This is a genomic window from Micromonospora sp. NPDC057141, from assembly GCF_042670805.1.
Classification (GTDB): Bacteria; Actinomycetota; Actinomycetes; order Mycobacteriales; family Micromonosporaceae; genus Micromonospora.
Genome location: NZ_JBHUVA010000045.1, coordinates 22,321 through 44,158 on the forward strand (window position 1 = coordinate 22,321; position 21,838 = coordinate 44,158).

Annotated in this window: 19 protein-coding genes; 13 read left to right on the forward strand and 6 right to left on the reverse strand. The window is 74.9% G+C overall.

Annotated features, from left to right (window positions below; genetic code table 11):
* Window positions 1-33 precede the first annotated feature (33 nt).
* Together ACFT41_RS21190 and ACFT41_RS21195 are read right to left on the reverse strand one after the other, a co-directional pair.
* A complete protein-coding gene (locus ACFT41_RS21190) occupies window positions 34-1,599 on the reverse strand; it encodes an FAD-dependent oxidoreductase (protein WP_377581642.1) in 1,566 nt (521 codons plus the stop codon).
* Complete coding sequence (locus ACFT41_RS21195) at window positions 1,596-3,710, reverse strand: molybdopterin oxidoreductase family protein (protein WP_377581645.1); 2,115 nt, start codon at window positions 3,708-3,710, stop codon at window positions 1,596-1,598. Before ACFT41_RS21195 ends, ACFT41_RS21190 begins: the two co-directional genes overlap by 4 nt.
* 306 nt (window positions 3,711-4,016) lie before the next feature.
* Here ACFT41_RS21195 and ACFT41_RS21200 point away from each other — a divergent pair, with 306 nt between their 5' ends.
* The 6 genes from ACFT41_RS21200 to glmM all read left to right on the forward strand — a co-directional run bounded on the left by ACFT41_RS21200 (window position 4,017) and on the right by glmM (window position 8,740).
* Window positions 4,017-4,274, forward strand: coding sequence for a DUF6364 family protein (locus ACFT41_RS21200; RefSeq protein WP_377581648.1), 258 nt, complete (start codon window positions 4,017-4,019; stop codon window positions 4,272-4,274).
* Window positions 4,264-4,557, forward strand: a complete 294-nt coding sequence (locus ACFT41_RS21205) for a hypothetical protein (RefSeq protein ID WP_377581652.1) — start codon at window positions 4,264-4,266, stop codon at window positions 4,555-4,557. The genes ACFT41_RS21200 and ACFT41_RS21205 overlap by 11 nt, the downstream gene beginning before the upstream one ends.
* Before the next feature lie 206 nt (window positions 4,558-4,763).
* Window positions 4,764-6,131 carry a NarK family nitrate/nitrite MFS transporter gene (locus ACFT41_RS21210; protein WP_377581654.1) on the forward strand — a complete coding sequence of 456 codons (1,368 nt, stop codon included), beginning with the start codon at window positions 4,764-4,766 and terminating at the stop codon, window positions 6,129-6,131.
* Between the two features lie 210 nt (window positions 6,132-6,341).
* Window positions 6,342-6,785: a 50S ribosomal protein L13 gene (gene rplM / locus ACFT41_RS21215; protein WP_007072973.1), complete on the forward strand. Its 444-nt coding sequence runs from the start codon at window positions 6,342-6,344 to the stop codon at window positions 6,783-6,785.
* A gap of 20 nt (window positions 6,786-6,805) precedes the next feature.
* Window positions 6,806-7,270: a 30S ribosomal protein S9 gene (gene rpsI, locus ACFT41_RS21220; protein WP_377581657.1), complete on the forward strand. Its 465-nt coding sequence runs from the start codon at window positions 6,806-6,808 to the stop codon at window positions 7,268-7,270.
* A gap of 114 nt (window positions 7,271-7,384) precedes the next feature.
* On the forward strand, window positions 7,385-8,740 hold the full coding sequence (gene glmM, locus ACFT41_RS21225; protein WP_377581659.1) for a phosphoglucosamine mutase: 1,356 nt from the start codon (window positions 7,385-7,387) through the stop codon (window positions 8,738-8,740).
* A gap of 114 nt (window positions 8,741-8,854) precedes the next feature.
* Here the strand turns inward: glmM and ACFT41_RS21230 are convergent, their stop codons facing one another.
* Both ACFT41_RS21230 and ACFT41_RS21235 read right to left on the reverse strand, forming a co-directional pair.
* Window positions 8,855-10,042 carry a pyridoxal phosphate-dependent aminotransferase gene (locus ACFT41_RS21230; protein ID WP_377581662.1) on the reverse strand — a complete coding sequence of 396 codons (1,188 nt, stop codon included), beginning with the start codon at window positions 10,040-10,042 and terminating at the stop codon, window positions 8,855-8,857.
* 43 nt (window positions 10,043-10,085) lie between these two features.
* Complete coding sequence (locus ACFT41_RS21235; RefSeq protein WP_377581665.1) at window positions 10,086-10,562, reverse strand: MmpS family transport accessory protein; 477 nt, start codon at window positions 10,560-10,562, stop codon at window positions 10,086-10,088.
* A gap of 839 nt (window positions 10,563-11,401) precedes the next feature.
* On the opposite strand from ACFT41_RS21235, the gene glmS reads away from it, so the two are divergent.
* A complete protein-coding gene (gene glmS / locus ACFT41_RS21240) occupies window positions 11,402-13,315 on the forward strand; it encodes a glutamine--fructose-6-phosphate transaminase (isomerizing) (RefSeq protein WP_377581667.1) in 1,914 nt (637 codons plus the stop codon).
* Window positions 13,316-13,326: 11 nt separating this feature from the next.
* Here glmS and ACFT41_RS21245 read toward each other — a convergent pair whose 3' ends face one another.
* The gene (locus tag ACFT41_RS21245; protein ID WP_377581670.1) at window positions 13,327-14,937 is read right to left on the reverse strand and encodes an alpha/beta hydrolase; all 1,611 of its coding nucleotides are present in this window, start codon (window positions 14,935-14,937) and stop codon (window positions 13,327-13,329) included.
* Complete coding sequence (locus ACFT41_RS21250; protein WP_377581673.1) at window positions 14,934-15,230, reverse strand: hypothetical protein; 297 nt, start codon at window positions 15,228-15,230, stop codon at window positions 14,934-14,936. Before ACFT41_RS21250 ends, ACFT41_RS21245 begins: the two co-directional genes overlap by 4 nt.
* A gap of 320 nt (window positions 15,231-15,550) precedes the next feature.
* Between ACFT41_RS21250 and ACFT41_RS21255 the strand changes: the two genes are divergently transcribed.
* From ACFT41_RS21255 to ACFT41_RS21280, 6 genes are all read left to right on the forward strand, one after another.
* Window positions 15,551-17,038, forward strand: a complete 1,488-nt coding sequence (locus ACFT41_RS21255) for an NAD(P)H-hydrate dehydratase (RefSeq protein ID WP_377581675.1) — start codon at window positions 15,551-15,553, stop codon at window positions 17,036-17,038.
* A 100-nt stretch (window positions 17,039-17,138) separates the two neighbouring features.
* Window positions 17,139-18,257, forward strand: a complete 1,119-nt coding sequence (alr, locus tag ACFT41_RS21260; protein ID WP_377581677.1) for an alanine racemase — start codon at window positions 17,139-17,141, stop codon at window positions 18,255-18,257.
* A complete protein-coding gene (locus ACFT41_RS21265) occupies window positions 18,254-19,348 on the forward strand; it encodes an alpha/beta hydrolase (protein WP_377581679.1) in 1,095 nt (364 codons plus the stop codon). Before alr ends, ACFT41_RS21265 begins: the two co-directional genes overlap by 4 nt.
* Before the next feature lie 62 nt (window positions 19,349-19,410).
* On the forward strand, window positions 19,411-19,905 hold the full coding sequence (gene tsaE / locus ACFT41_RS21270; RefSeq protein ID WP_377581819.1) for a tRNA (adenosine(37)-N6)-threonylcarbamoyltransferase complex ATPase subunit type 1 TsaE: 495 nt from the start codon (window positions 19,411-19,413) through the stop codon (window positions 19,903-19,905).
* A 152-nt stretch (window positions 19,906-20,057) separates the two neighbouring features.
* Window positions 20,058-20,759, forward strand: a complete 702-nt coding sequence (ung, locus tag ACFT41_RS21275; RefSeq protein ID WP_377581682.1) for a uracil-DNA glycosylase — start codon at window positions 20,058-20,060, stop codon at window positions 20,757-20,759.
* Window positions 20,760-20,875: 116 nt separating this feature from the next.
* Window positions 20,876-21,736 carry a maleylpyruvate isomerase family mycothiol-dependent enzyme gene (locus ACFT41_RS21280; protein WP_377581684.1) on the forward strand — a complete coding sequence of 287 codons (861 nt, stop codon included), beginning with the start codon at window positions 20,876-20,878 and terminating at the stop codon, window positions 21,734-21,736.
* Window positions 21,737-21,838 lie beyond the last annotated feature (102 nt).

Here is a 21,838-nt window from a genome sequence, read left to right on the forward strand (position 1 = left end):
CGCCGGTGCCCGGTCCTGTCGTGTCGCCGTTCATCACGCCACCTCCACGCGGTCGTGTCGCGCCCTCGGGCTGTCGTCGTTGACCTGGTCGGCTCCGGCGAGCGTCGGCGGGCCGTCGATGGCCGGGTCGACCCCGGCGAGCGCGGCCGGTCCGTCGGCCGCCGGGTCGACCTCGGCGAGCCAGCCGACGATGCCGGCGAGGGCGTCGCGACACCCGCCGCAGCCGGTGCCGGCCCGGGTCGCCGTCGACATCGCCGCCACCGTCCGGGCCCCGGCCCGCCAGCAGGCCACCAGCGCGCCCTTGCTGACGTCGTTGCACTGGCACACGGTCACCGCGTCCGGCATCAGCGCCGGTGACGCGGCCGGCGGGGCCGGCGCCCCGCCGAGCGCCCGGCCCAGCAGCAGCGCCCGCCGGTCCGACGGCACCGGGGCGCCCCGGTCGAACAGCTGCACCACCGTGCCGACGGCCGGGTTGTCGCCGAGCAGGATCGCCCCGGTCAACCGCTCGTCGCGGATGCGCAGCCGGGCGTACGTGCCCCGCGCCGGGTCGGCGAACGTCAGCTCCTCCACCGGCCCGTCGCCGGCCCGGTCGCCCCCGGCGGCGGTGTCGCCCATCGCGGCGAGGTCGATCCCGGCCGCCTTGAGCCGGGTCACCGCCGGCCGGGGCCGGTACGCCGCCTGCGGGTCCGCGCCGCCGAGCAACTGCGCCACCACCCGGGCCTGAGCCCAGGCCGGTGCGACCAGCCCGCTGGGCGTGCCCCCGTGCTGGGCGCAGTCGCCGATCGCCGAGACGTGCGGGTCGCTGGTGCGCAGCCGGTCGTCGACGACGACGCCCCGGGCCACCGTCAGCCCCGCCGCCGCGGCGAGGGCGGTGTCGGGGCGTACCCCGCAGGAGAGCACCAGCAGGTCGGCGGCGAGCGACGAACCGTCGGACAGGTCGAGCCGGACGCCGTGGGCGTCGGCGGCGAGCCCCGTCGCGGACGCGCCGAGGTGGGTGCGCACCCCGAGGTCGGCGAGCGTGCCCGCGAGCACCACGCCGGCCGTCGGGTCGAGCTGCCGCTCCATCAGGTGCCCCTTCGGGTGGACCACCGTCACTTCCAGCCCCCGGGCGGCGAGCCCCCGGGCCGCCTCCAGCCCGAGCAGGCCGCCGCCGAGCACCAGCGCACGGCGCGCGCCCCGGGCCAGGGCCAGGATGCGCCGGCAGTCGTCCAGGGTGCGGAAGACGGCCACCCGCTCCGGCAGGTCGGACGGGTCCAGCCCGGGCAGCGGCGGCACCACGGCCCGGCTGCCGGTGGCGAGCACCAGGTGGTCGTACCCGATCCGGTCGCCGTCGTCGGTGCGCACCGCGCGGGCCGCCCGGTCGATCGCGGCCACCGCGACCCCGGTGCGTACGTCCACGCCGTGCCCGGCGGCCTCGGTCAGCTCCACGTCCGGCTCGTCGAGCTTCCCGGCCAGCAGGGTGGAGAGCATGATCCGGTTGTATGCCCGGTGCGGCTCCGCGCCGAACACGGTGACCTTGCGGTCGCCGGGCTGGGCGTGCAGCTCGGCGGCGAGCCGTGCGCCGGCCATCCCGTATCCCACGATCACGACGGCGGTCATGCCGGTGCCCTCTCCACCCGGACGGCGCAGATCTTGAACTCCGGCATCCCGGAGACCGGGTCGACGGCGTCGTTGGTGACCGAATTCGCCCGCGCGGCCCCGCCCCAGTGGAACGGCGCGAAGACGGTGTCGGGGCGGATCGTCGGGGTGAGCCGGGCCGGGGCGCGCAGCTCGCCGCGCCGCGAGGTGACCCGTACCTCCTCGCCGTCGCCTACGCCGAGCCGGGCGGCCAGGTCCGGGTGCAGCTCGACGAACGCCCCCGGCGCGGCCCGGCGCAGCGCCGCCACCCGGCGGGTCTGCGCGCCGGACTGGTATTGGGCGAGCACCCGGCCGGTGGTCAGCCGCAGCGGATACTCGGCGCACACCTCCTCGGCGGCCGGCCGGTGGTCGACGGCGCGGAACCGGGCCCGCCCGTCGGGGGTGGGGAAGGCGTCGGCGAACAGGCGCGGGGTGTCCGGCGCGTCCGGGTCCGGGCAGGGCCAGAACACCCCGCCGGTGGCGTCGATCCGGTCGTAGGTGACCCCGGCGTAGTCGGCCACCCCACCGGCCGAGGCCCGGCGCAGCTCGGCGAAGACCTCCGCCGGGTCGTCGCTGAAGCCCGCCTTCGTGCCGAGCCGGTCGGCCAGGTCGGCGATGATCGCCAGGTCGGTCCGGACGCCCGGCGGGGGCGTGCGCACCGCGCGGCGGCGCAGCACCCGACCCTCCAGGTTGGTCATCGTGCCGTCCTCCTCGGCCCACTGGGCGGTGGGCAGCACCACGTCGGCCAGCTCGGCGGTCTCGGAACGCACCAGGTCGGCGACGACCAGCAAATCCAGGTCGCGCAGCCGGCCCTCGATCCGGGCCGCGCGGGGCGCCGACACCACCGGGTTGGAGCCGAACACCAGCAGCGCCTTCGGGCCCGCCGGGGTGCCGAGAGAATCCAGGAGCTGGTACGCGGGCACGCCCGGCCCGGGCAGCTCGTCGGCGGGCACCCCCCACACCCCGGCGACGTGCGCGCGGGCCGCCGGGTCGGCGATGCTGCGGTACCCGGGAAGCTGGTCGGCCTTCTGGCCGTGCTCCCGCCCGCCCTGGCCGTTGCCCTGCCCGGTGAGGCAGCCGTACCCGGATCCGGGCCGGCCCGGCAGGCCCAGCGCCAGTGCCAGGTTGATGAACGCGGTGACCGTGTCGACGCCCTTGGCGTGCTGCTCGGCCCCCCGCGCGGTGAGGATGATCGCGCCGCCCGCCGTCGCCAGCGCCCGCGCGGTCGCCTCCAGATCGGCCACCGGCACGCCGGTCAGCCGCTCCACCTCGGCCGGCCAGTAGCCGGCCACCGTCCGCCGCACCTCGTCGAAGCCCGTGGTGCGCTCGGCGACGTACGCCCGGTCGACGAAGCCCTCGGTGAGCGCGATGTGCAGCAGCGCGTTGGCCACCGCGAGGTCGGTGCCGGGCACCGGTTGCAGGTGCAGGTCGGCCTGCCGGGCGGTGGCGGTGGCCCGGGGGTCCACCACGATCAGCGTGCCGCCGGCGGCACGCTGGTCGGCGACGTGGCGCATCAGCGGCGGCATCGTCTCGGCCGGGTTCGCGCCGACCATCAGCAGGGTCCGCGCCCGGCCCAGGTCGGCCAGCGGGAAGGGCAGCCCCCGGTCGACGCCGAACGCGCGGTTGCCGGCCGCCGCCGCCGACGACATGCACCAGCGCCCGTTGTAGTCGATGTGCCGGGTCCGCAGCGCCACCCGGGCGAACTTGCCCAGCGCGTACGCCTTCTCGTTGGTCAGCCCGCCGCCGCCGAAGACGGCGACCGCGTCGCGGCCGTGCCGGTCCTGGACGGCGCGCACGCCCCCGACGATGCGCTCCATCGCCTCGGCCCAGGACGCCGGGCGCAGCTGCCCGGTGCCGGCGTCGCGCACCAGCGGGGTGGTCAGCCGGTCGGGGTGGTCGAGCAGCTCGGCGGCCGTCCAGCCCTTCTGGCAGAGGCCGCCGCGGTTGGTGGGGAACTGCCGGGGGAGCACCTCGACCCGGCCGTCGGTCTCGCGCAGCGTCATGCCGCACTGGAGGGCGCAGTACGGGCAGTGCGTCGCCGCCTCCCGGGGGGACTTCCCCGCCGGAGTCGCCGGTCGTGCACCGTCTGTCATGTCGCCAAAGCGTGCCGCCGGGCGGTTTCGGGTCAGCGTCCCGTTTGTTTCGGTCCTGTCAAGAGCACCTCACACCGCACAGGAGAAACCCGCCGGACCTCCTGTTGAACGTCGTCACCGCTCCCACCCCGCCCCGCCCGCCTCGCCCCGCCCCGCCTCGCCCCGCCCCGCCCGCCTCGCCCCGGTGATCAAGAGGAAAGTGTCAGAGTGGATCTCAACGATGACGCAAACCTCTTGATCACCGGGCCGGCCTCGGCTGGGCGGGAGGGGATGACCGGGGGTCATACCGGGAGTAGGATGTGTGGCATGACTGCCAAGGTGACACTGTCGTTCTCCGACGAGACGATCGAGGAGGCGCGCCGGTTCGCCAAGCGCGAGGGGCTGTCGCTCTCCGCCTGGATGGACCAGGCCGCCCGGGAGAAGGCGCTGCGCGAGGTCTTCACCGCGCACGCCGACGCCGTCCACCGGGCCGGGCTCGACCTGGAGACGGCCGCCGTCGCCGACGCCCGCGAGGTGGCGATGGTCGACGATCTGCTCTTCGGCGGGCGGCCGCGTGCTGCGTAGGGGAGAGGTCTGGCGCATCTCCGGCGCCCGGGAACGGCTCGGGCTGGTGATCAGCTCCGACGTCTACAACTCCACCGATGTGCCCATCGTGATGGTGGCCGAGGTGGTCGAGGCGGCGCTGCTGCGCGACTCGCCGCTGGCCGTGCCGATGGGCGGGCACGTGGTGATGCCCGATCGGCTCTCCTCGCCCTTGAAGCAGTGGTTCACCGAGTGCGTGGACGTGGCCGACACCGACACCATGCAGCGGGTCGCCCGGGCGTTGCGTATCCTGCAACAGCTCTGACCGCGCCCCGCGCCACCAGCCCCGGCTTCGACCGGGATCTCACCATTGTCCCGACCCGCCCTGTGCGGCGGCTGTTGCGTCGGCGACTCCCGCGACGCATCTTCCGGTAATCCCGGCCTCCTAACTTTCAGGCGGAACCGCCCGTCGCCCGTTCCCGCGGCGCCGGGCGACGTGGACGCCAGCGCCCGGCCGGGAGGAGACAGCGGATGACCAGCACGGTGGCCGAGACCGAACCCACAGGTGAGATCGACCTGCAACGACGGCCGGGCCGGTGGATCGGGCACTGGGACCCGGAGGACCAGGGCTTCTGGCGGGCCGTCGGCAGCCGGATCGCCCGCCGGAACCTCATCTACTCGATCTTCGCCGAGCACATCGGTTTCTCCGTCTGGCTGCTCTGGAGCATCGTCGTCGTCCGGCTCGACGACGTCGGCTGGCAGCTCACCACCAGCCAGGCGCTGTGGCTGACCGCCGTGCCCAGCGGCGTCGGCGCGCTGCTGCGGCTGCCGTACACCTTCGCGGTGCCGATCTTCGGCGGCCGGAACTGGACGGTGGCCTCCGCGCTGCTGCTGATCCTGCCCTGCCTCGGCCTGGCCTGGGCGGTCGAGAACCCGGAGATCGGGTACGTGCCGCTGCTGCTGATCGCCGCCACCGCCGGCCTCGGCGGCGGCAACTTCGCCTCCAGCATGGCCAACATCTCCTTCTTCTACCCCGAGCGGGAGAAGGGCTGGGCGCTGGGCCTCAACGCGGCCGGCGGCAACATCGGCGTCGCGGTCGTGCAGTTCCTGGTGCCCCAGGTGGTCGTGCTGGGCGGCGGGCTCGCGCTCTCCCTGGCCGGCCTGATGTACGTCCCGCTCGCCGTCGCCGCGGCCGTCTGCGCGTACCTGTTCATGGACAACCTGGCCGAGGCGAAGGCGGACGTGAAGCCGGTCTGGTCCTCGCTGCGGCACGCCGACACCTGGATCATGTCGCTGCTGTACATCGGCACCTTCGGCTCGTTCATCGGCTACTCGGCGGCCTTCCCCACCCTGCTCAACTCGGTGTTCGGCCGGCCCGACATCGCGCTGAGCTGGGCGTTCATCGGCGCCGGGATCGGCTCGTTCTTCCGCCCGCTGGGCGGTCGGCTGGCCGACTCGGTGGGCGGCGCCCGGGTCACCATCGGCAGCTTCGTGCTGATGGCCGTCGGGGCGTACGGGGCGCTCTGGTCGGTGCAGGAGCGCAGCCTGGGCGTCTTCTTCGCCGCGTTCATGCTGCTGTTCGTGGCGACCGGGATCGGCAACGGGTCGACGTACCGGATGATCTCCAAGATTTTCCGGGTCAAGGGGGAGGACCTCGGCGGCTCCCCGGAGACCATGCTGTCCATGCGGCGGCAGGCGGCCGGGGCGCTGGGCATCATCTCCTCGGTCGGCGCGTTCGGCGGCTTCCTCGTCCCGATCTGCTACGCCTGGGCCAAGTCCACCTACGGCGGTATCCAGCCGGCGCTGCGCTTCTACGTCGGCTTCTTCCTGGTGCTGCTGGTGGTCACCTGGGTCGCGTACGTGCGGCCCGGCTCCCGGATGGCCCGCGCCGGGGTGTGACCCTGGTCATGATCGAAACGGGGGGCCGCGCCGGGCGACCCCCCGTTTTGACCTGCCGACCCAGCCCCGGGTATCGTTGCCTGCTGTTGTACGACATTTAGAGGCGTGCCGCATCAGGTACGCTTGGTCGTTCGTGCGCGCTGGTCCGGCCGGGATGTCCTGGTCACCTCGGCGCGCGACCCCAGACCGACGACGAGACAAGGTAGACCTGTGCGTACGTACAGCCCGAAGCCGGGTGAGATCGAGCGTCAGTGGCACGTCATCGACGCCTCTGATGTCGTGCTGGGCCGCCTCGCGACCCACGCCGCCACGCTGCTGCGTGGCAAGCACAAGCCGACTTTCGCGCCGCACGTCGACACGGGCGACTTCGTCGTCGTCGTGAACGCGGGCAAGGTCGCGCTGACCGGCAACAAGCGCCAGCAGAAGGTCGCCTACCGCCACTCCGGCTACCCGGGCGGCCTCAAGCAGGTCGGCTACGAGGAGCTGCTCAGCAAGCGCCCCGAGCGGGCCATCGAGCTGGCCGTGAAGGGGATGCTCCCGCACAACAAGCTCGGCCGTCAGCTGATCAAGAAGCTGAAGGTCTACGCCGGTGCCGAGCACCCGCACGGCGCGCAGCAGCCGGCGCCGTTCGAGATCAAGCAGATCGCGCAGTGAGCGCGGGCGAAGGAAACAGCATGACCGACATCACCGAGACCGAGGTTGCCCCCGAGGCCACCGAGGCACCGGCGCCCGTCGTCCGCGCGCCCCGCGGCGACCGGCCGATCCAGACCGTCGGCCGCCGCAAGGAGGCCATCGTCCGGGTGCGCATCGTCCCCGGCAGCGGCAAGATCACCTGCAACGGCCGTGACCTTGAGGCCTACTTCCCGAGCAAGGTGCACCAGCAGCTCATCAAGGACCCGCTGGTGACCGCCGAGAAGCCCGAGGCCTTCGACGTCATCGCCAACCTGCGCGGCGGCGGCACCACCGGCCAGGCCGGTGCGCTGCGGCTCGCCATCGCCCGGGCGCTGATCGTCAACGAGCCCGACGACCGCCCGGCCCTCAAGAAGGCCGGCTTCCTGACCCGTGACGCCCGGGTCAAGGAGAGCAAGAAGTACGGCCTCAAGAAGGCCCGTAAGGCTCCCCAGTACTCGAAGCGCTGACCAACAGCTTCACGTTGTACTTCTGACGGACGGCCGGGTCCGCCTCCCCTCGACGGGAGGTGGCCCGGCCGTTTCGCTTTCTCTGTTGCACCATTTCATCGGAGGTTGGCGGGTATGGGCCGGTTGTTCGGCACGGACGGCGTACGCGGACGCGCGAACGCGGATCTCACCCCGGAGCTCGCGCTCGCGGTGGCGGTTGCCGCCGCCCACACACTGGCCGAGACGGACCGCAGCCATCCGCCGCTGGCCGTGGTCGGCCGGGACACCCGGGCCAGCGGCGAGATGCTGGAGGCCGCCGTGGTGGCCGGCCTCACCAGCGCCGGCGCCAACGTCGTGCGGGTCGGCGTGCTGCCCACCCCCGCCGTGGCGTTCCTCACCGCCGAGGCCAAGGCCGACCTGGGTGTGATGCTCTCCGCCTCGCACAACCCCATGCCCGACAACGGCATCAAGCTCTTCGCCGCCGGTGGCCACAAGCTGCCCGACGAGATCGAGGTGCGGATCGAGGCGGCCGTCGAGGCGAACGCCGTCACCGCGTGGGACCGGCCGACCGGCGCCGGGGTGGGGCGGGTGCACGACCTGCTCGACGGCGCGGACCACTACGTGCAGCACCTCGTCGGCACCGTGCCGCACCGCCTCGACGGGATCAAGGTCGTGGTCGACTGCGCCAACGGGGCCGCCGCCGAGGTCGCGCCGGTGGCGTACCGGGAGGCGGGGGCCGAGGTCGTCGCCATCCACGCCGAGCCGGACGGCCTCAACATCAACGACGACTGCGGCTCCAACCACATCGACGCGCTGCGCGAGGCCGTGGTCGCGCACGGCGCGCACCTGGGCATCGCCCACGACGGCGACGCCGACCGGTGCGTCGCGGTCACCGCCGACGGGGTCGAGGTCGACGGCGACCAGGTCATGGCGATCCTCGCCGTGGCCATGCGGGAGGCCGGCGCGCTCACCGACGACACCCTCGTCGCCACCGTGATGAGCAACCTCGGCCTGCGGCTGGCCATGTCCGCGCAGGGCATCCGGCTGATCGAGACGAAGGTCGGCGACCGGTACGTCCTGGAGGAGCTGCGCGGCTCCGGCCTCGCCCTCGGCGGCGAGCAGAGCGGGCACATCGTCATACCGGCCTACGCGACCACCGGAGACGGGGTGCTCACCGGGCTGCACCTGATGGCCCGGATGGCTGCCACCGGCCGCACCCTCGCGGACCTGGCCGCCGTGGTGACCAAGCTGCCCCAGGTGCTGATCAACGTGCCGGTCGGGGACCGGTCGGTGGGGGCCGCCGCGCCAGCCGTGCGGGCCGAGGTCGAGCGGGCCGAGGCGGAACTGGGCGAGACCGGCCGGGTGCTGCTGCGCCCCTCGGGCACCGAACTCCTGGTCCGGGTGATGGTCGAGGCGGCCACCGAGCGGGCCGCCCGCGAGGTGGCCGAGCGCATCGCCGAGCAGGTCCGCGCCGCCAGCCCCGCGTTGTAAGGAAGGGCCCCTTGTCAACGCTTCTGTATGGAAGGGGCGCCTTCTCACACCCCGGCGACGGGGACGCCGGCTGTGTGGTGGGCGGGGCGGGCGTGTGCGGGGCGGTCGCCCGGGTCAGGTCAGGCGGCGCAGCCGGGTGACCGCCTCGGTGAGCACCTCCGGGCGCTTGCAGAACGCGAACCGGACCAGCCGCCGCCCCGCCTCGGCATCGTCGTAGAACACCTGCGTCGGCACGGCCACCACCCCGCACCGCGCCGGCAGCGACCGGCAGAACTCGACCCCGTCCCGCCCGCCGAGCGGGCCGACGTCGGCCGTGACGAAGTATGTCCCCTCCGGCGTGAGGACGCCGAAGCCCGCGTCGGTCAGCCCGGCGACCAACTGGTCCCGACGGGCCCGCATCCCGGCCGCGAACTCCGCGAAGTAGGCGTCCGGCAGGGCCAGGGCCACCGCCACCGCCGGCTGCAACGGCGCGCCGTTGACGAAGGTGAGGAACTGCTTGACCCGCAGCACCGCCGAGACCAGTGGCGCCGGCCCGCTGACCCAGCCCACCTTCCACCCCGTGCAGGAGAACGTCTTGCCGGCCGACGAGATCCGCAGCGTGCGCTCGCGCATGCCGGGCAGGCTGGCCAGCGGCACGTGCGGTGTCGCGGCGTCGGCGAAGACCAGGTGCTCGTACACCTCGTCGGTCACCGCGTACGCGCCGTGCTCGCGGCACAGCTCGGCCACCAGGGCCAACTCCTCGCGGGTGAAGACCTTGCCCGTCGGGTTGTGCGGCGAGTTCAGCAGGACCAGCCGCGTCCGCGGCCCGAACGCGGCACGCAGCGCCGCCGGGTCGAAGGCGTACCGGCCGTCCGAGCCGGGCCGCAGCGTCACCGGCCGCCGCACCGCCCCGGCGAGGGCGATCGAGGCGGCGTACGAGTCGTAGTACGGCTCGAAGCAGACCACCTCGTCGCCCGGCTCGCAGAGGGCGAGGATGCTCGCGGCGATCGCCTCGGTGGCCCCGGCGGTGACGACGATCTCGCCGTCCGGGTCGTACTCCAGGCCCCAGAACCGGCGCTGGTGGGCGGCGACGGCGGCGCGCAGCGCGGGGATGCCGGGGCCCGGCGGGTACTGGTTCTGGCCGCCGCGCAGCGCCTCGACCGCGACGGCGAGCATCTCGGGCGGCCCGTCGGTGTCGGGGAAACCCTGCCCCAGGTTGACCGCGCCGGTCCGGACGGCCAGGGCAGACATCTCGGCGAAGATGGTCGTCCCGAACGGCCGCATCCGGGCCACCAGCGGGTCGACATCAGCGGGCGTCGTCACGTCGGCCAGCTTACGGGCCGGTGACGCAGGGGCAAGACCACGCTCAGCCGGTGCAGTTGACCCACCACCAACTCCCGTCCTCGGCGACGGACCGGCCGTCGACGGTGATCCCGCAGTCGACCCGGTGCTGCCGGTTGCGGCTGGTGGCGAGCACCATCACCCGGCTGGCGTCGGTCATCCGGAAGGTCTTGCGCCAGGGCAGCCGCACGTCGTCCGTCTGGATCAGGTCGCCGTCCGAGTCGTAGAACTCCACGTCGACGGGCCCCTGACCGGTCACCTCGTAGGTGACGGAGACCCGCCCCGGCGCACCGGAGGGCCGGATGGCGGGGCTGCGGGTGGGCTCCGGGGGCGGGGACGGCACCGCCTCGTCCTCGCCGTCCGGGGCGTATGGGCCGCCGTACCAGGGGTCCTGCGCGGTGGACCGGTCCTCGGCGGCGGCGGTGAGAATGCCGGCCACGACGGCGCAGCCGCACAGCCCGATGACCAGGACAACCGCCAGGCCGATCACCAGGCCGATCACCAGACCGTTGCCGCCCGCGTGCCCCGGTGGCCGCCCCGGGTACGCGAACGGCGGCGGGTAGCCCGCCGGCGGCCAGCCGGCCGGCGCGCCCGGGGGCGGTGGGACCGGGCCGGGAGGCGGTGGCGGCCAGCCGGCCGGGCCGTACCCAGACCCGGGGTGAGCGCCCGGCCAGGGCTGCCCGCCCGGGTGGGGTCGAGCGCCCGCGGATGGCATGCCCGGGGCCACCGCTTGTCCCGCCTGTCCTGCCTGCCGGTTCTCCGGAACGTCGGCGGGCGGCGGAGCACCTGGGCCGGCGGCGGACGGGGCGTACGGCTCCGGGGCGGCCCAGGGCTGCGGCGGAGCCAGCGGGTCGGGCGGCGACCACGAGGAGCCTGCCGGAGTCTGGGGAACAGCGGGGTCGGTGCCGGCGGACGGGCCCGGCTCAGCAGACGTCGCCTCAGCAGACGGCGGCTCGGGGGACGGCGGCTCGGGGGACGGCGGCGACGCCTCGGACATGGGACTGCTCCGGGAAGGGGGGCGCGGCGTGGCCGCGGCGGGGTGGGATGGGGACGTCGGGGCCGCGACCGCGGCCGGCTCCCGCGAGGTGGCCCTCAATGTACGCGGTCACGCCGCTGCCCTGCGGCCCCTGCCGCTGCTGCTTTGCCGTCAGCTGCGGCCCGGCCGGCACGAGGCTTGACCCGCGCCGTCTTGGCCGGCATGCGTCTTGGCCGGAGCCGGGATGACGGGCCGGGGAGATTCGTCCCCGGAGCAGCCCGGCCTACCAATTCGCTCAATCCAGATGCTTGTTTGCCCGGCTTCCGCGCACGTGTGATGAGCGAAACTGGGTTAGGCTGCGGACCATGTGTGGAATCGTGGGTTACGCCGGCGCGCGCCCGGCGCTCGGCATCGTGCTCGACGGCTTGCGCCGCCTGGAGTACCGGGGCTACGACTCGGCCGGGGTGGCCGTCGTGTGCGCCGACGAGCTGCTGATCGAGAAGAAGGCGGGCAAGCTGGCCAACCTGGAGAAGGTGCTCGCCGAGCAGGCCGCCACCGACCCGGAGGCCTGCGCCGCGAGCCCGATCGGCATCGGCGACGGCACCACCGGCATCGGGCACACCCGCTGGGCCACCCACGGTGGCCCCACCGACCGCAACGCCCACCCGCACCTCGCCCCCGACGGGCGGGTCGCCGTGATCCACAACGGCATCATCGAGAACTTCGCGAAGCTCCGTGCCGAGCTGGAGGACGACGGCGTCCTGTTCAACAGCGACACCGACACCGAGTGCGCCGCCCACCTGCTCTCCGCCGCGCTGGCCGACCTGCGCGCCGCCGGCGAGCCGGACGGCCCACAGCTGCTCGCCGCCGCGATGCGCGTGGTCTGCCAGCGCCTCGAAGGCGCGTTCACACTGCTCGCCGTCGACGCGGGGGTGCCCGGCGCGGTGGTCGGGGCCCGCCGAAACTCGCCGTTGGTGGTCGGCCGGGGCGACGGGGGAAACTACCTCGCCAGCGACGTCGCGGCATTCATCGAGCACACCCGCGACGCGGTCGAGCTGGGCCAGGACCAGATCGTCCTGATCACCGCCGACTCGATCGAGATCACCGACTTCGCCGGCCTGCCGGCCACCGGCAAGGACTTCCACATCGACTGGGACTCCTCGGCCGCCGAGAAGGGCGGCTACGACTGGTTCATGCTCAAGGAGATCGAGGAGCAGCCGCAGGCCGTCGCCGACACCCTGCTCGGCCGGCTCACCGACGGCGGCGAGATCATGCTCGACGAGGTCCGACTCAGCGACCAGGACCTGCGCGACGTCGACAAGATCTTCATCGTCGCGTGCGGCACCGCGTACCACTCCGGACTGGTCGCGAAGTATGCCATCGAGCACTGGACCCGGATCCCGTGCGAGGTGGAGCTGGCCAGCGAGTTCCGCTACCGCGACCCGGTCCTCGACCGGTCCACGCTGATCATCGTGATCTCCCAGTCCGGCGAGACCATGGACACGCTGATGGCGCTGCGGCACGCCAAGGAGCAGAAGGCCCGGGTGCTCGCCATCTGCAACACCAACGGCTCGACCATCCCGCGCGAGTCCGACGCCGTCCTCTACACCCACGGCGGGCCGGAGATCGCGGTCGCCTCCACCAAGGCGTTCCTCACCCAGCTCGTCGCCTGCTATCTCATCGGTCTGCACCTCGCCCAGGTGCGCGGGATCAAGTTCGCCGACGAGGTGGCCGCCGTGGTGGACCAGCTCCACCAGATGCCCGGCAAGCTGCGCGAGCTGCTCGGCCGGATCGAGCCGGTGCGGGAGCTGGCGCGGGAGATCAGGTCCGAGCCGACGGTGCTCTTCATCGGCCGGCACGTCGGCTACCCGGTCGCCCTGGAGGGCGCGCTCAAGCTCAAGGAGCTGGCGTACATGCACGCCGAGGGCTTCGCCGCCGGCGAACTCAAGCACGGCCCGATCGCGCTCATCGACCAGGGCACCCCGGTGATCTGCATCGTGCCGTCGCCCGTCGGCCGGGGCATGCTGCACGACAAGGTCGTCTCCAACATCCAGGAGGTGCGCGCCCGGGGGGCCCGCACCATCGTGATCGCCGAGGAGGGCGACGAGGCGGTGGTCCGCTACGCCGACCATCTGATCCGGGTGCCGCGTACGCCGACGCTGCTCGCGCCCCTGGTGACCACCGTGCCGTTGCAGGTGCTCGCGGCGGAGATCGCGGCGGCCCGGGGCCACGACGTCGACCAGCCCCGCAACCTCGCCAAGTCCGTCACCGTCGAGTAGCCCGGCACGCCTCACCGGCCCAGCACCACCCGGGCCATGCCGTCCAGGGCCGGGTTGGCCGGGTCCCAGTAGCCGGTGTGGCCGTGCCGGCCGCTGGGGAAGGTGCGCCCGCCGAAGCCCGGGTCGGCCGGATCGTGGCCGAACCACAGCGCGTGGTCGTCCCGGCCGGTCAGCACGGCTGCCAGCGGGCTGAGCCCGCGCAGGACGCGGCGGGGCAGCTCGTCGGGAGCGGGGGCCAGCCGGATCGCGTCGTCCGGTGCCGTGCTGGCCCAGACCTCGCCGGCGGGCAGCCCAAGCCCGTCGGCCCGGTCCACGCCGACGCCGGGCGAACCGACGAAGACCAGCGCGTCGGCGGCGAGCCCGTGGTCGCGGGCGGCGGTGCCCACGACCAGCGAGCCGTAGCTGTGCCCGAGCACCGTCTGCCGGGCCGGCGGGCCGTCATGGGTGGCCCGCAGCCCCTCCTGGAACCGGTGCAGCGCCGGTCCGGCGTCGCGGGCCTGGTGGGGCAGGACGGCCTCGTGCAGGAAGTCCGGCGCGTCGTAGTCCAGCCAGAGCACCGCCGCGGTGGACCCCGTCGGATCCAGCGCCGCGCAGCGGGCCTGCACCCGGGCGGCCCGGCCCAGCTCGCCGGTGGCGTCGGCGAGGCCGGCGGTCATCCCCGGCACGTAGGTCAGCACCCGGTCGGCCCGGTCCGGGTCGCCCAGCGCCACGACCGTGCGCCCCTCGCCGCCCGGGTCCAGTCCCAGCAGGTACGCCCGGGGCTGCCCGCCGCCGGTCAGCCGGGCCGTCAGCGCGTCCAGCCCCGTCAGGGCCCCCTTTACCCGGGCCAGGCCGGCCAGCTCCACCGGCCCGTGCGGCAGCCGGTCGAGCAGCCGGCGTCGCTCGGCCAGCAGCACCTCCCGCCGCCGGTCGAGCAGCAGCCGGTTCGCCTGGTCCCGGGCCGCCACGGGCACCCCGTCGAGGCGGCCGACCAGCTCGGGCTCCCGGGCCACCAGCCAGCGGCGCTGCGCGGGCGTGAGCCCGGCCCACCAGGACCGGACGGTCGCCGGGGCGGCACCCGGCGGCGGACGCCAGGGTGGGGGCTGGGCCACCCAGCCCGCGCCGGCCGCCCGGGTCAGCTCGTCGAGCCGGCCGGCGGCCTCCCGGTCGGCCGCGTCGGCCAGCTCCAGGGCCGCCGCCACGGCGGCGGCGACCCGCGCCACGGGGGCGGGCGCGCCGGGCTGCGCCCGCGCCGGGTCGGTGCTCGCCCGACCCCGCCGGTCCAGCCGCACCCCGCCCGCATCGGCCAGGGCGACCGCCTCGGTCAGCCGGGCCTTGGCCCGGTGCAGCCGCCCGGCCAGCTCGGCGAGCACCTGGTCGGTTTCGATCACCGCCGGGGCGAGGGCCGCCAGCTCGGACCGGAGCGCGCCGATCCGCCCGCCCGCCGCCCCGGCCGCAGCGCCCACCCAGCCGCCCCGCAGCGTCCGGGCCGCCCCGTCCAGCTCGGTGGCCCGCCGGTCGACCAGCCCGGCCAGCCCCCGCCAGGCCGCGCCGGCCGCCGCCCACCGGCCCGGGTCGGCCGCCCACAGCCGGGCGTAGGCGTCGCCCCCGCCGGCCGTGCGCCCGCGCGCCGCCGTGCTCACCGGGGCAGCGCCGTCAGCCGGTGGGCGGCCCGCTCGTCGGCCGACTGGTAGCCCTCGGCGGCGACGGTCAGCGCCCCCGAGGCGGCGGCCACCCGCGCGCCGAGCGCGCCGCACCAGGCGTGCGCGGCCGACTCCAGGCCGGCCAGGGCAGCCGCCGCGCGCCAGCCGGGGGCGGGCACCGCCAGGCCGGGCACTCCCGCCAGCCCGTGCCCGAGCCGGTACGCGAGGTCGCCCAGCGCCCCGGCGACCTCCCGCAGCAGCTCGGGGCGGACGGTGAACGGCTCCTCGGTCATCGGCGGACTCCTCCGGCTCGGTGCCCCGTCACGACATGACGGGCGGCGAGGCCGACCAGGGTGGGCCGGCAACACCGCCGTCGACGGGTGAACAGCGACGCCGTCGACGCTAGGCAGCCGCCCCGCCGACCGGAACGCCCTGTGGACAACGGGCGGCGGTCGTACCCCCGGGTTGTCCACAGGCATTGCCCACAGTCGACCCGACGGGTAACCTGCGGCCGCTTCCGCCGGTAGGGTGAGGCCATGATCCTCGACGGGCCGGGGCGGACCAGGCGTGCGGACGGCGGCCCCGGTGCGGACTCCGGACGGGACGCGGTGGCATGAAACCGGTCTGGCGGGTCGCGGACGTCCGGGCAGCCGAGGCCGGGCTGATGGCCACCCTCCCCGCCGGGGCGCTGATGCAGCGGGCGGCAGCCGGGCTGACCCGCCGCTGCGCGCTGCTGCTCGCCGACCGGGGCGGGGTGTACGGGGCCCGGGTGCTGCTGCTGGTCGGCACGGGCGACAACGGCGGCGACGCCCTGTACGCGGGGGAGCGGCTGGCCCGCCGGGGCGTCGCCGTCTCGGCCCTGCTGCTCACCCCGGGCCGGGCGCACGCGCCGGGGCTGGCCGCGCTGCGCGCCGCCGGGGGCCGCCTGGTGGACCGGGTGCCCGCGGTGGTCGACCTGGTGCTGGACGGGATCGTCGGGATCGGCGGCACCGGCGGGCTGCGCGAGGCGGCCGACCGGCTGGCCGGCGAGCTGCCCGGCTTGCACGGCCGCGACGGCGGGCGGGCCGGCGTGGTCGCCGTGGACGTCCCCAGCGGCGTGGCCGTGGACACCGGCCACCTGCCGCTGGCCGCCTCCGGCCGGCCGGCCGCGATCCGGGCCGATGTGACGGTGGCGTTCGGCGCGCTGAAGCCGGCCCTGGTGGTGGGCCCGGCGGCGGCGCTGGCCGGCCAGGTCGAGCTGGTCGACATCGGTCTGGAGCCGTGGCTGCGCGGCACGCCCGCGCTGCGGGTCACCGAGCGGACCGACGTGGTCGACTGGTGGCCGGAGCTGGGCCCGGCCGCGGAGAAATACACTCGGGGCGTGGTGGGCCTCGCGACGGGCTCGGCGGCGTACCCGGGTGCGTCCGTGCTCTCCGTCGGCGGCGCGCTCGCCGGGCCGACGGGCCTGGTCCGGTACGCCGGCAGCGCCCGCGCCGACGTGCTGCTGCACCACCCGTCCGTGATCGCGACCGGCCGGGTCGCCGACGCCGGCCGGGTCCAGGCGTGGGTCTGTGGCTCGGGCCTGGGCACCGGCGAGGACGCCGTCGCCGAGCTGCGGGCGGTGCTCGCCGCCCCGGTGCCGGTGGTGCTCGACGCCGACGCGCTGACCCTGCTCGTGGGCGGGTCGATGGCCGACCGGCTGCGCCGGCGGGAAGCGCCGATCGTGGTCACCCCGCACGACCGGGAGTTCACCCGGCTCTGTGGGGAGGAGCCGGGCGCGGACCGGGCCGCCGCCGCGTTGCGGCTGGCCGCCTGGATGAACGCGGTGGTCCTGCTCAAGGGGGACCGCACGATCGTCGCCACCCCCGACGGCCGGGCGTACGTCAACCCGACCGGCACCCCCGCGTTGGCCACCGGAGGCACCGGCGACGTGCTCGCCGGGCTGCTCGGCTCGCTGCTCGCCGCCGGGCTGGCCCCGGAGCGGGCGGCCGCCGCGGCGGCGTACCTGCACGGGCTGGCCGGGCGGGAGGCGGCCCGGTCGGGTCCGGTGACCGCGCCCGACGTGGCCGCCGCGCTGCGTCCGGTCGTGGCCGGCCTGTCGGCGGCACCCGGGGCGGGATGATCGACGCCAGGTCGGCGACGTGGCGGTATCTTTCCTTCCGGATACCGCCATCCGCCCGACATGGGAAAGCTCGTGGCGGCCCGGTCAGTAGGCTGGGGGCATGTGGCAGTCCGAGGTGCGGGTCGATCTTGACGCGATCCGGGAGAACGTGACGCGGCTGCGGGCGGGCACCAGCGCCGAGCTGATGGCGGTGGTCAAGGGCGACGGCTATGGCCACGGCATGCTCCCGTCGGCCCGTGCCGCGCTCGACGCCGGCGCGGACTGGCTCGGCGTCTGCACCCTCGACGAGGCGCTCACGCTGCGCCGGGCCGGCATCGACGCGCCCGTGCTGGCCTGGCTGCTCGCCCCCGGGGTGCCGCTGCACGAGGGCGTCGCGACCGGGGTGGACCTGGCCGCCGCGAGCCTCACCCAGCTCGACGAGATGGCCGAGGCGGGCCGGCGGGCCGGCCGCCCGGCCCGGCTGCACCTGAAGATCGACACGGGGCTGGCCCGGGGCGGGGCCACCGTCGCCGACTGGCCGGCGCTGCTGGAGGCCGCCGCGAAGGCCCAGGCCGACGGCCTGGTCGAGGTGGTCGGCGTGTGGAGCCACTTCGTGTATGCGGACCTGCCCGGCCACCCGACGACCGACCGCCAGCTCGCGGTCTTCCACGAGGGGCTGGACATGGTCGAGCGGGCCGGGCTGCGCCCGCACTACCGGCACCTGGCCAACTCCGCCGCTACCCTGACCCGCCCCGACACCCACTTCGACCTGGTTCGGCCCGGGATCGCGACCTACGGGCTCTCCCCGGTGGCCGGCGAGCGGTTCGGGCTGCGCCCGGCGATGACCGCCCGGGCCCGGGTCATGCTCACCAAGCGGGTGCGCGCCGGCAGCGGCGTGTCGTACGGGCACACCTACCTGACCGAGGCCGACGCCAACCTGGCCGTGGTGCCGCTCGGCTACGCCGACGGGGTGCCCCGGCACGCCTCCAACACCGGCCCCGTGCAGCTCGCCGGCCGGCGGCGGACCGTCTCGGGCCGGGTCTGCATGGACCAGTTCGTGATCGACTGCGGCGACGACCCGGTGGCGGCCGGCGACGTGGCGACCCTGTTCGGCCCCGGCACCGACGGCGAGCCCACGGCCGACGACTGGGCCGAGGCGGCCGGCACGATCAACTACGAGATCGTCACCCGGTTCGGTGGGGTCCGGGTGCCCCGCGTCTACGACGGCGAGCGGCCGTGAGCGAGCGCAGGTTCCGCATCCCCCGGCCGCGCACCGCCGCCGGCCGGGTCGCCGGGGTGGTCGGGGCGGCCGTCGGGGTGGCCGCCGCCGGGCTCGCGGCGGGGGTGGTGAGCGAGCGCATCCTGGTCCGCCGGCTCAAGGCCGGCCCCGCCGATCCGTACGCCGACGAGGTGTTCGGTCAGCAGCGCTACGACGAGGCGTTCCGGCTGGAGCTGCCCGACGGCACCGACATCCACGTCGAGGTGGTGGAGCCGACCCGCCCCGTCCCGGGGCACCCGACCGTGGTGCTGGTGCACGGCTTCTGCCTGGACATGGGCACCTTCCACTTCCAGCGCAAGATGCTCGCCGAGCGGGGCGAGCACCGCATCGTCGCGTACGACCAGCCGGGGCACGGCCGGTCGGGGCGGCTGGAGACCGGCGAGTACGACCTCGCCGCGCTCGGCCGCACGCTGCGCCGGGTCATCGACCGGACCGCCCCGGAGGGGCCGCTCGTGCTGGTCGGCCACTCGATGGGCGGGATGACCATCATGGCGTTCGCGGAGCTCTACCCGGAGCTGTTCGGCGACCGGGTGGTCGGCACGGTGCTGATGGCCACCTCGGGCGGGCTGCTGGCCGAGACGAAGCTGGTCGCCCCGGCCCTGCTCGGCCGGGTCGGCTCCCCGGTGCTCTACATGATGAGCAACGCCACCCGTTACGGCGGCACGGCGATCGACGCCGCCCGCAAGTCGACGTCCAACGTGGCCTGGCTGCTCACCCGCAAGTACGGCTTCGGCACCCCGAGGCCCAGCCCGGCCCTGGTGTCGTACGTGGAGCTGATGAACTCCCGCACGTCGGCCGACACGGTCACCCGCTACCTGCGCACCCTGGCCACCCACTCCCGATATCCGGCGCTGGCCGCGCTGGCCGGCACCCCGGTGCTGGTGGTGGTCGGCGACAAGGACATGATCACCCCCGTGACCCACTCGGAGGAGATCGTCCGGCGGCTCCCGCACGCCGAATACCTCAAGATCCACGACAGCGGGCACGTGGTGATGCTGGAGCACGCCGACGAGGTCAACGGGGCCCTGGCCCGCTTCCTGGAGGGGCTGTGAGCGGCGTCGACCCGGTCGGCGGTCCCGCCGGACAGGGCCCGGCATCCGGCGGCCCGGTCGGCGTGGGCGTCGGCGTCGATGTCGGTGTGACGCTGCCGACGGTCGAGGACACCCACGCGTTCGGTCGCCGGCTCGCCGGGGTGCTGCGCGCCGGCGACCTGCTGCTGCTCACCGGTCCGCTCGGCGCTGGCAAGACCGCGCTGACCCGCGGCATCGGCGCGGGCCTCGGCGTGCTCGGCGACATCACCTCGCCGACCTTCGTGATCGCCCGCGTGCACCGGCCCGATCCGGTGCGGGGCCGGGGCGTGGCGCTGGTGCACGCCGACGCGTACCGGCTCGGGGACGCCGCCGACCCGCGCGCCGAGATCGACGACCTTGACCTGGACGCCTCGGTCGACGACTCGGTGACCGTCGTCGAGTGGGGCGAAGGGCTGGTCGAGCAGCTGGTCGACGCCCACCTGCGGGTCCGCATCGATCGGCGCGACGACGACACCCGACTGGTCGAGCTGGAACCGGCCGGCGGCGACTGGGCCGCCCGTCTGACCGCCCTTTCCTGACCGGTTCGCCCGCCTGGTCGCCCTTTTCTGACCGCCCTCTCCTGACCGGTCGTCGCCGGCACGAGGCTTCCGCGCCCGCCGTCGGCCCGGCTCGCGCGGGGTGTCGGACCGGGCTGGTAGGAAGGGGGCCGACCGACTGCGAAAGGCTGCCGATGCCCCACGACGCCTCCACCCTCGACCTGCTCTCCCTGCTGCCCGAGGAGTGGCGCGCCCTGCTCACCCCGCACCTCGACCCGGCCCGCACGGCCGCGTTGGCCGAGTTCGTCGCCGGGGAATACGCCACCCAGACCGTCTTCCCGCCGGTCGAGGATCTGTTCTCCGCGTACCGGCTGTGCGGGCCGGGTCAGACCCGGGTGCTGATCCTCGGGCAGGACCCGTACCACAAGGCCGGGCAGGCGCACGGGCTGAGCTTCAGCGTCCGCGAGGGGGTGTCCGTCCCGCCGTCGCTGCGTAACGTCTTCAAGGAGCTGACCGAGGACCTGGGGGTGCCGAAGCCGCGCGGCGGCAACCTCGACGGCTGGGCCGCGCAGGGGGTGCTGCTGCTCAACTCGGTGCTGACCGTCCGGCAGGCCACCCCGGGGTCGCACGCCAACAAGGGGTGGGAGGAGTTCACCGACGCGACGATCCGTGCCCTCGACGCCCTCGACCAGCGGGTCGTCTTCCTGCTCTGGGGCGGGTACGCCCGCAAGAAGGCGACCCTGGTCACCAACCCGCAGCACCTGGTGCTGGAAGCCGGTCACCCGAGCCCGATGAACCCCCGCGGGTTCCTCGGCAGCCGCCCGTTCAGCGCGACCAACAAGGCCCTCGCCGACGCGGGCCTGCCGACCATCGACTGGGAGCGGTCGGCGGGCTGAGCCGGTTTCGTCGCCCGGTCACCCCGCAGATTTCGGAGTGACCGGGCGATCACCTTCTGCTGTAGACTGTGCGGCAGCCCGAGTGTCCCGGCGGCTCCACGGATCGGAGGCGGCACGTGGCGGCTACGGCGACGATCAGCCCGCAGCAGTGGCTCGCGGCCCGGGGGGCGCTGGCGGCGGCCACCGACCGGTTCGTCCGGCTCGTCGAGTCGGTCGACCGGCCGCAGACCATGGTGACCGCGCACTGGTCGGTCGCCGACACCGTCGTCCACCTGGTCTCGGTCGGCTGGTGGTATGCGACGAAGCTCGACCCCGAGCACCCGCCGCTGCCGATTCCCGGCCTCGACGCCCAGCTGCCGACGGTCACCGTGGACACCATCGAGGGCGTCAACGACCTGATCCTGGCCCACCTGCCGGAGCGCGACCCCGCGCCGCTGCTGGCGCAGTTCCGCGCCGACGTGGCCAAGATCCTCTCGCTCGCCGCCGACCGCGATCCGACCGAGCTGCTGCCCTGGTTCGGCGCCGCCCGCGCGCCGCTCGCCGGTCTCTTCGGCCACCTCGTCAACGAGCTGCTCGTGCACGGCTGGGACATCGCCCGCGCCACGGGCCGGCCGTGGGAGATGCCCGGCCGGGAGGCCGTGCTGTTCTTCGAGGTCTTTCTCGTCGGGGTGGTCCGCGCCGGCTACGGCCGGCTGCTCGACAACGACGAGCCGCCCCGGGACCGCCCGATCACCGTGGAGTTCCAGTCGGCATACTGCGCCGACATCACCCTCGTCCTGCACCGGGGGCTGGTGTCGATCGCCGCGCCCGGCGCCCGCCCGGACGTGCGGGTGCGGTTCGACCCGGCGGCGCTCAACCTGATGCTGTTCGGCCGGGTGGGCCGGGTCCGCACTGCCCTGACCGGCGGGGTCTCGATCCGCGGCCGTCGCCCCTGGCTCCTGTTTCCGTTCCTCCGAGTTCTCCGCACCCCCAGCTGACCCCCGCCCCTCGGTGATCAAGAAGTTTGTGTCACCGTCGAGATCATCTTTGACGTTTTCCTCTTGATCACGGCGGCGGGGGTGCGGGGAGCGCGGGGAGTG

What these genes read in the sequence shown, in the direction of transcription:
- ACFT41_RS21190 (WP_377581642.1), bottom strand. Translation starts at nt 1,599, where the DNA reads ATGACCGCCGTCGTGATCGTGGGATACGGGATGGCCGGCGCACGGCTC.
- ACFT41_RS21195 (WP_377581645.1), bottom strand. Translation starts at nt 3,710, where the DNA reads ATGACAGACGGTGCACGACCGGCGACTCCGGCGGGGAAGTCCCCCCGG.
- ACFT41_RS21200 (WP_377581648.1), top strand. Translation starts at nt 4,017, where the DNA reads ATGACTGCCAAGGTGACACTGTCGTTCTCCGACGAGACGATCGAGGAG.
- ACFT41_RS21210 (WP_377581654.1), top strand. Translation starts at nt 4,764, where the DNA reads ATGACCAGCACGGTGGCCGAGACCGAACCCACAGGTGAGATCGACCTG.
- rpsI (WP_377581657.1), top strand. Translation starts at nt 6,806, where the DNA reads ATGACCGACATCACCGAGACCGAGGTTGCCCCCGAGGCCACCGAGGCA.
- glmM (WP_377581659.1), top strand. Translation starts at nt 7,385, where the DNA reads ATGGGCCGGTTGTTCGGCACGGACGGCGTACGCGGACGCGCGAACGCG.
- glmS (WP_377581667.1), top strand. Translation starts at nt 11,402, where the DNA reads ATGTGTGGAATCGTGGGTTACGCCGGCGCGCGCCCGGCGCTCGGCATC.
- ACFT41_RS21250 (WP_377581673.1), bottom strand. Translation starts at nt 15,230, where the DNA reads ATGACCGAGGAGCCGTTCACCGTCCGCCCCGAGCTGCTGCGGGAGGTC.
- ACFT41_RS21255 (WP_377581675.1), top strand. Translation starts at nt 15,551, where the DNA reads ATGAAACCGGTCTGGCGGGTCGCGGACGTCCGGGCAGCCGAGGCCGGG.
- alr (WP_377581677.1), top strand. Translation starts at nt 17,139, where the DNA reads ATGTGGCAGTCCGAGGTGCGGGTCGATCTTGACGCGATCCGGGAGAAC.
- ung (WP_377581682.1), top strand. Translation starts at nt 20,058, where the DNA reads ATGCCCCACGACGCCTCCACCCTCGACCTGCTCTCCCTGCTGCCCGAG.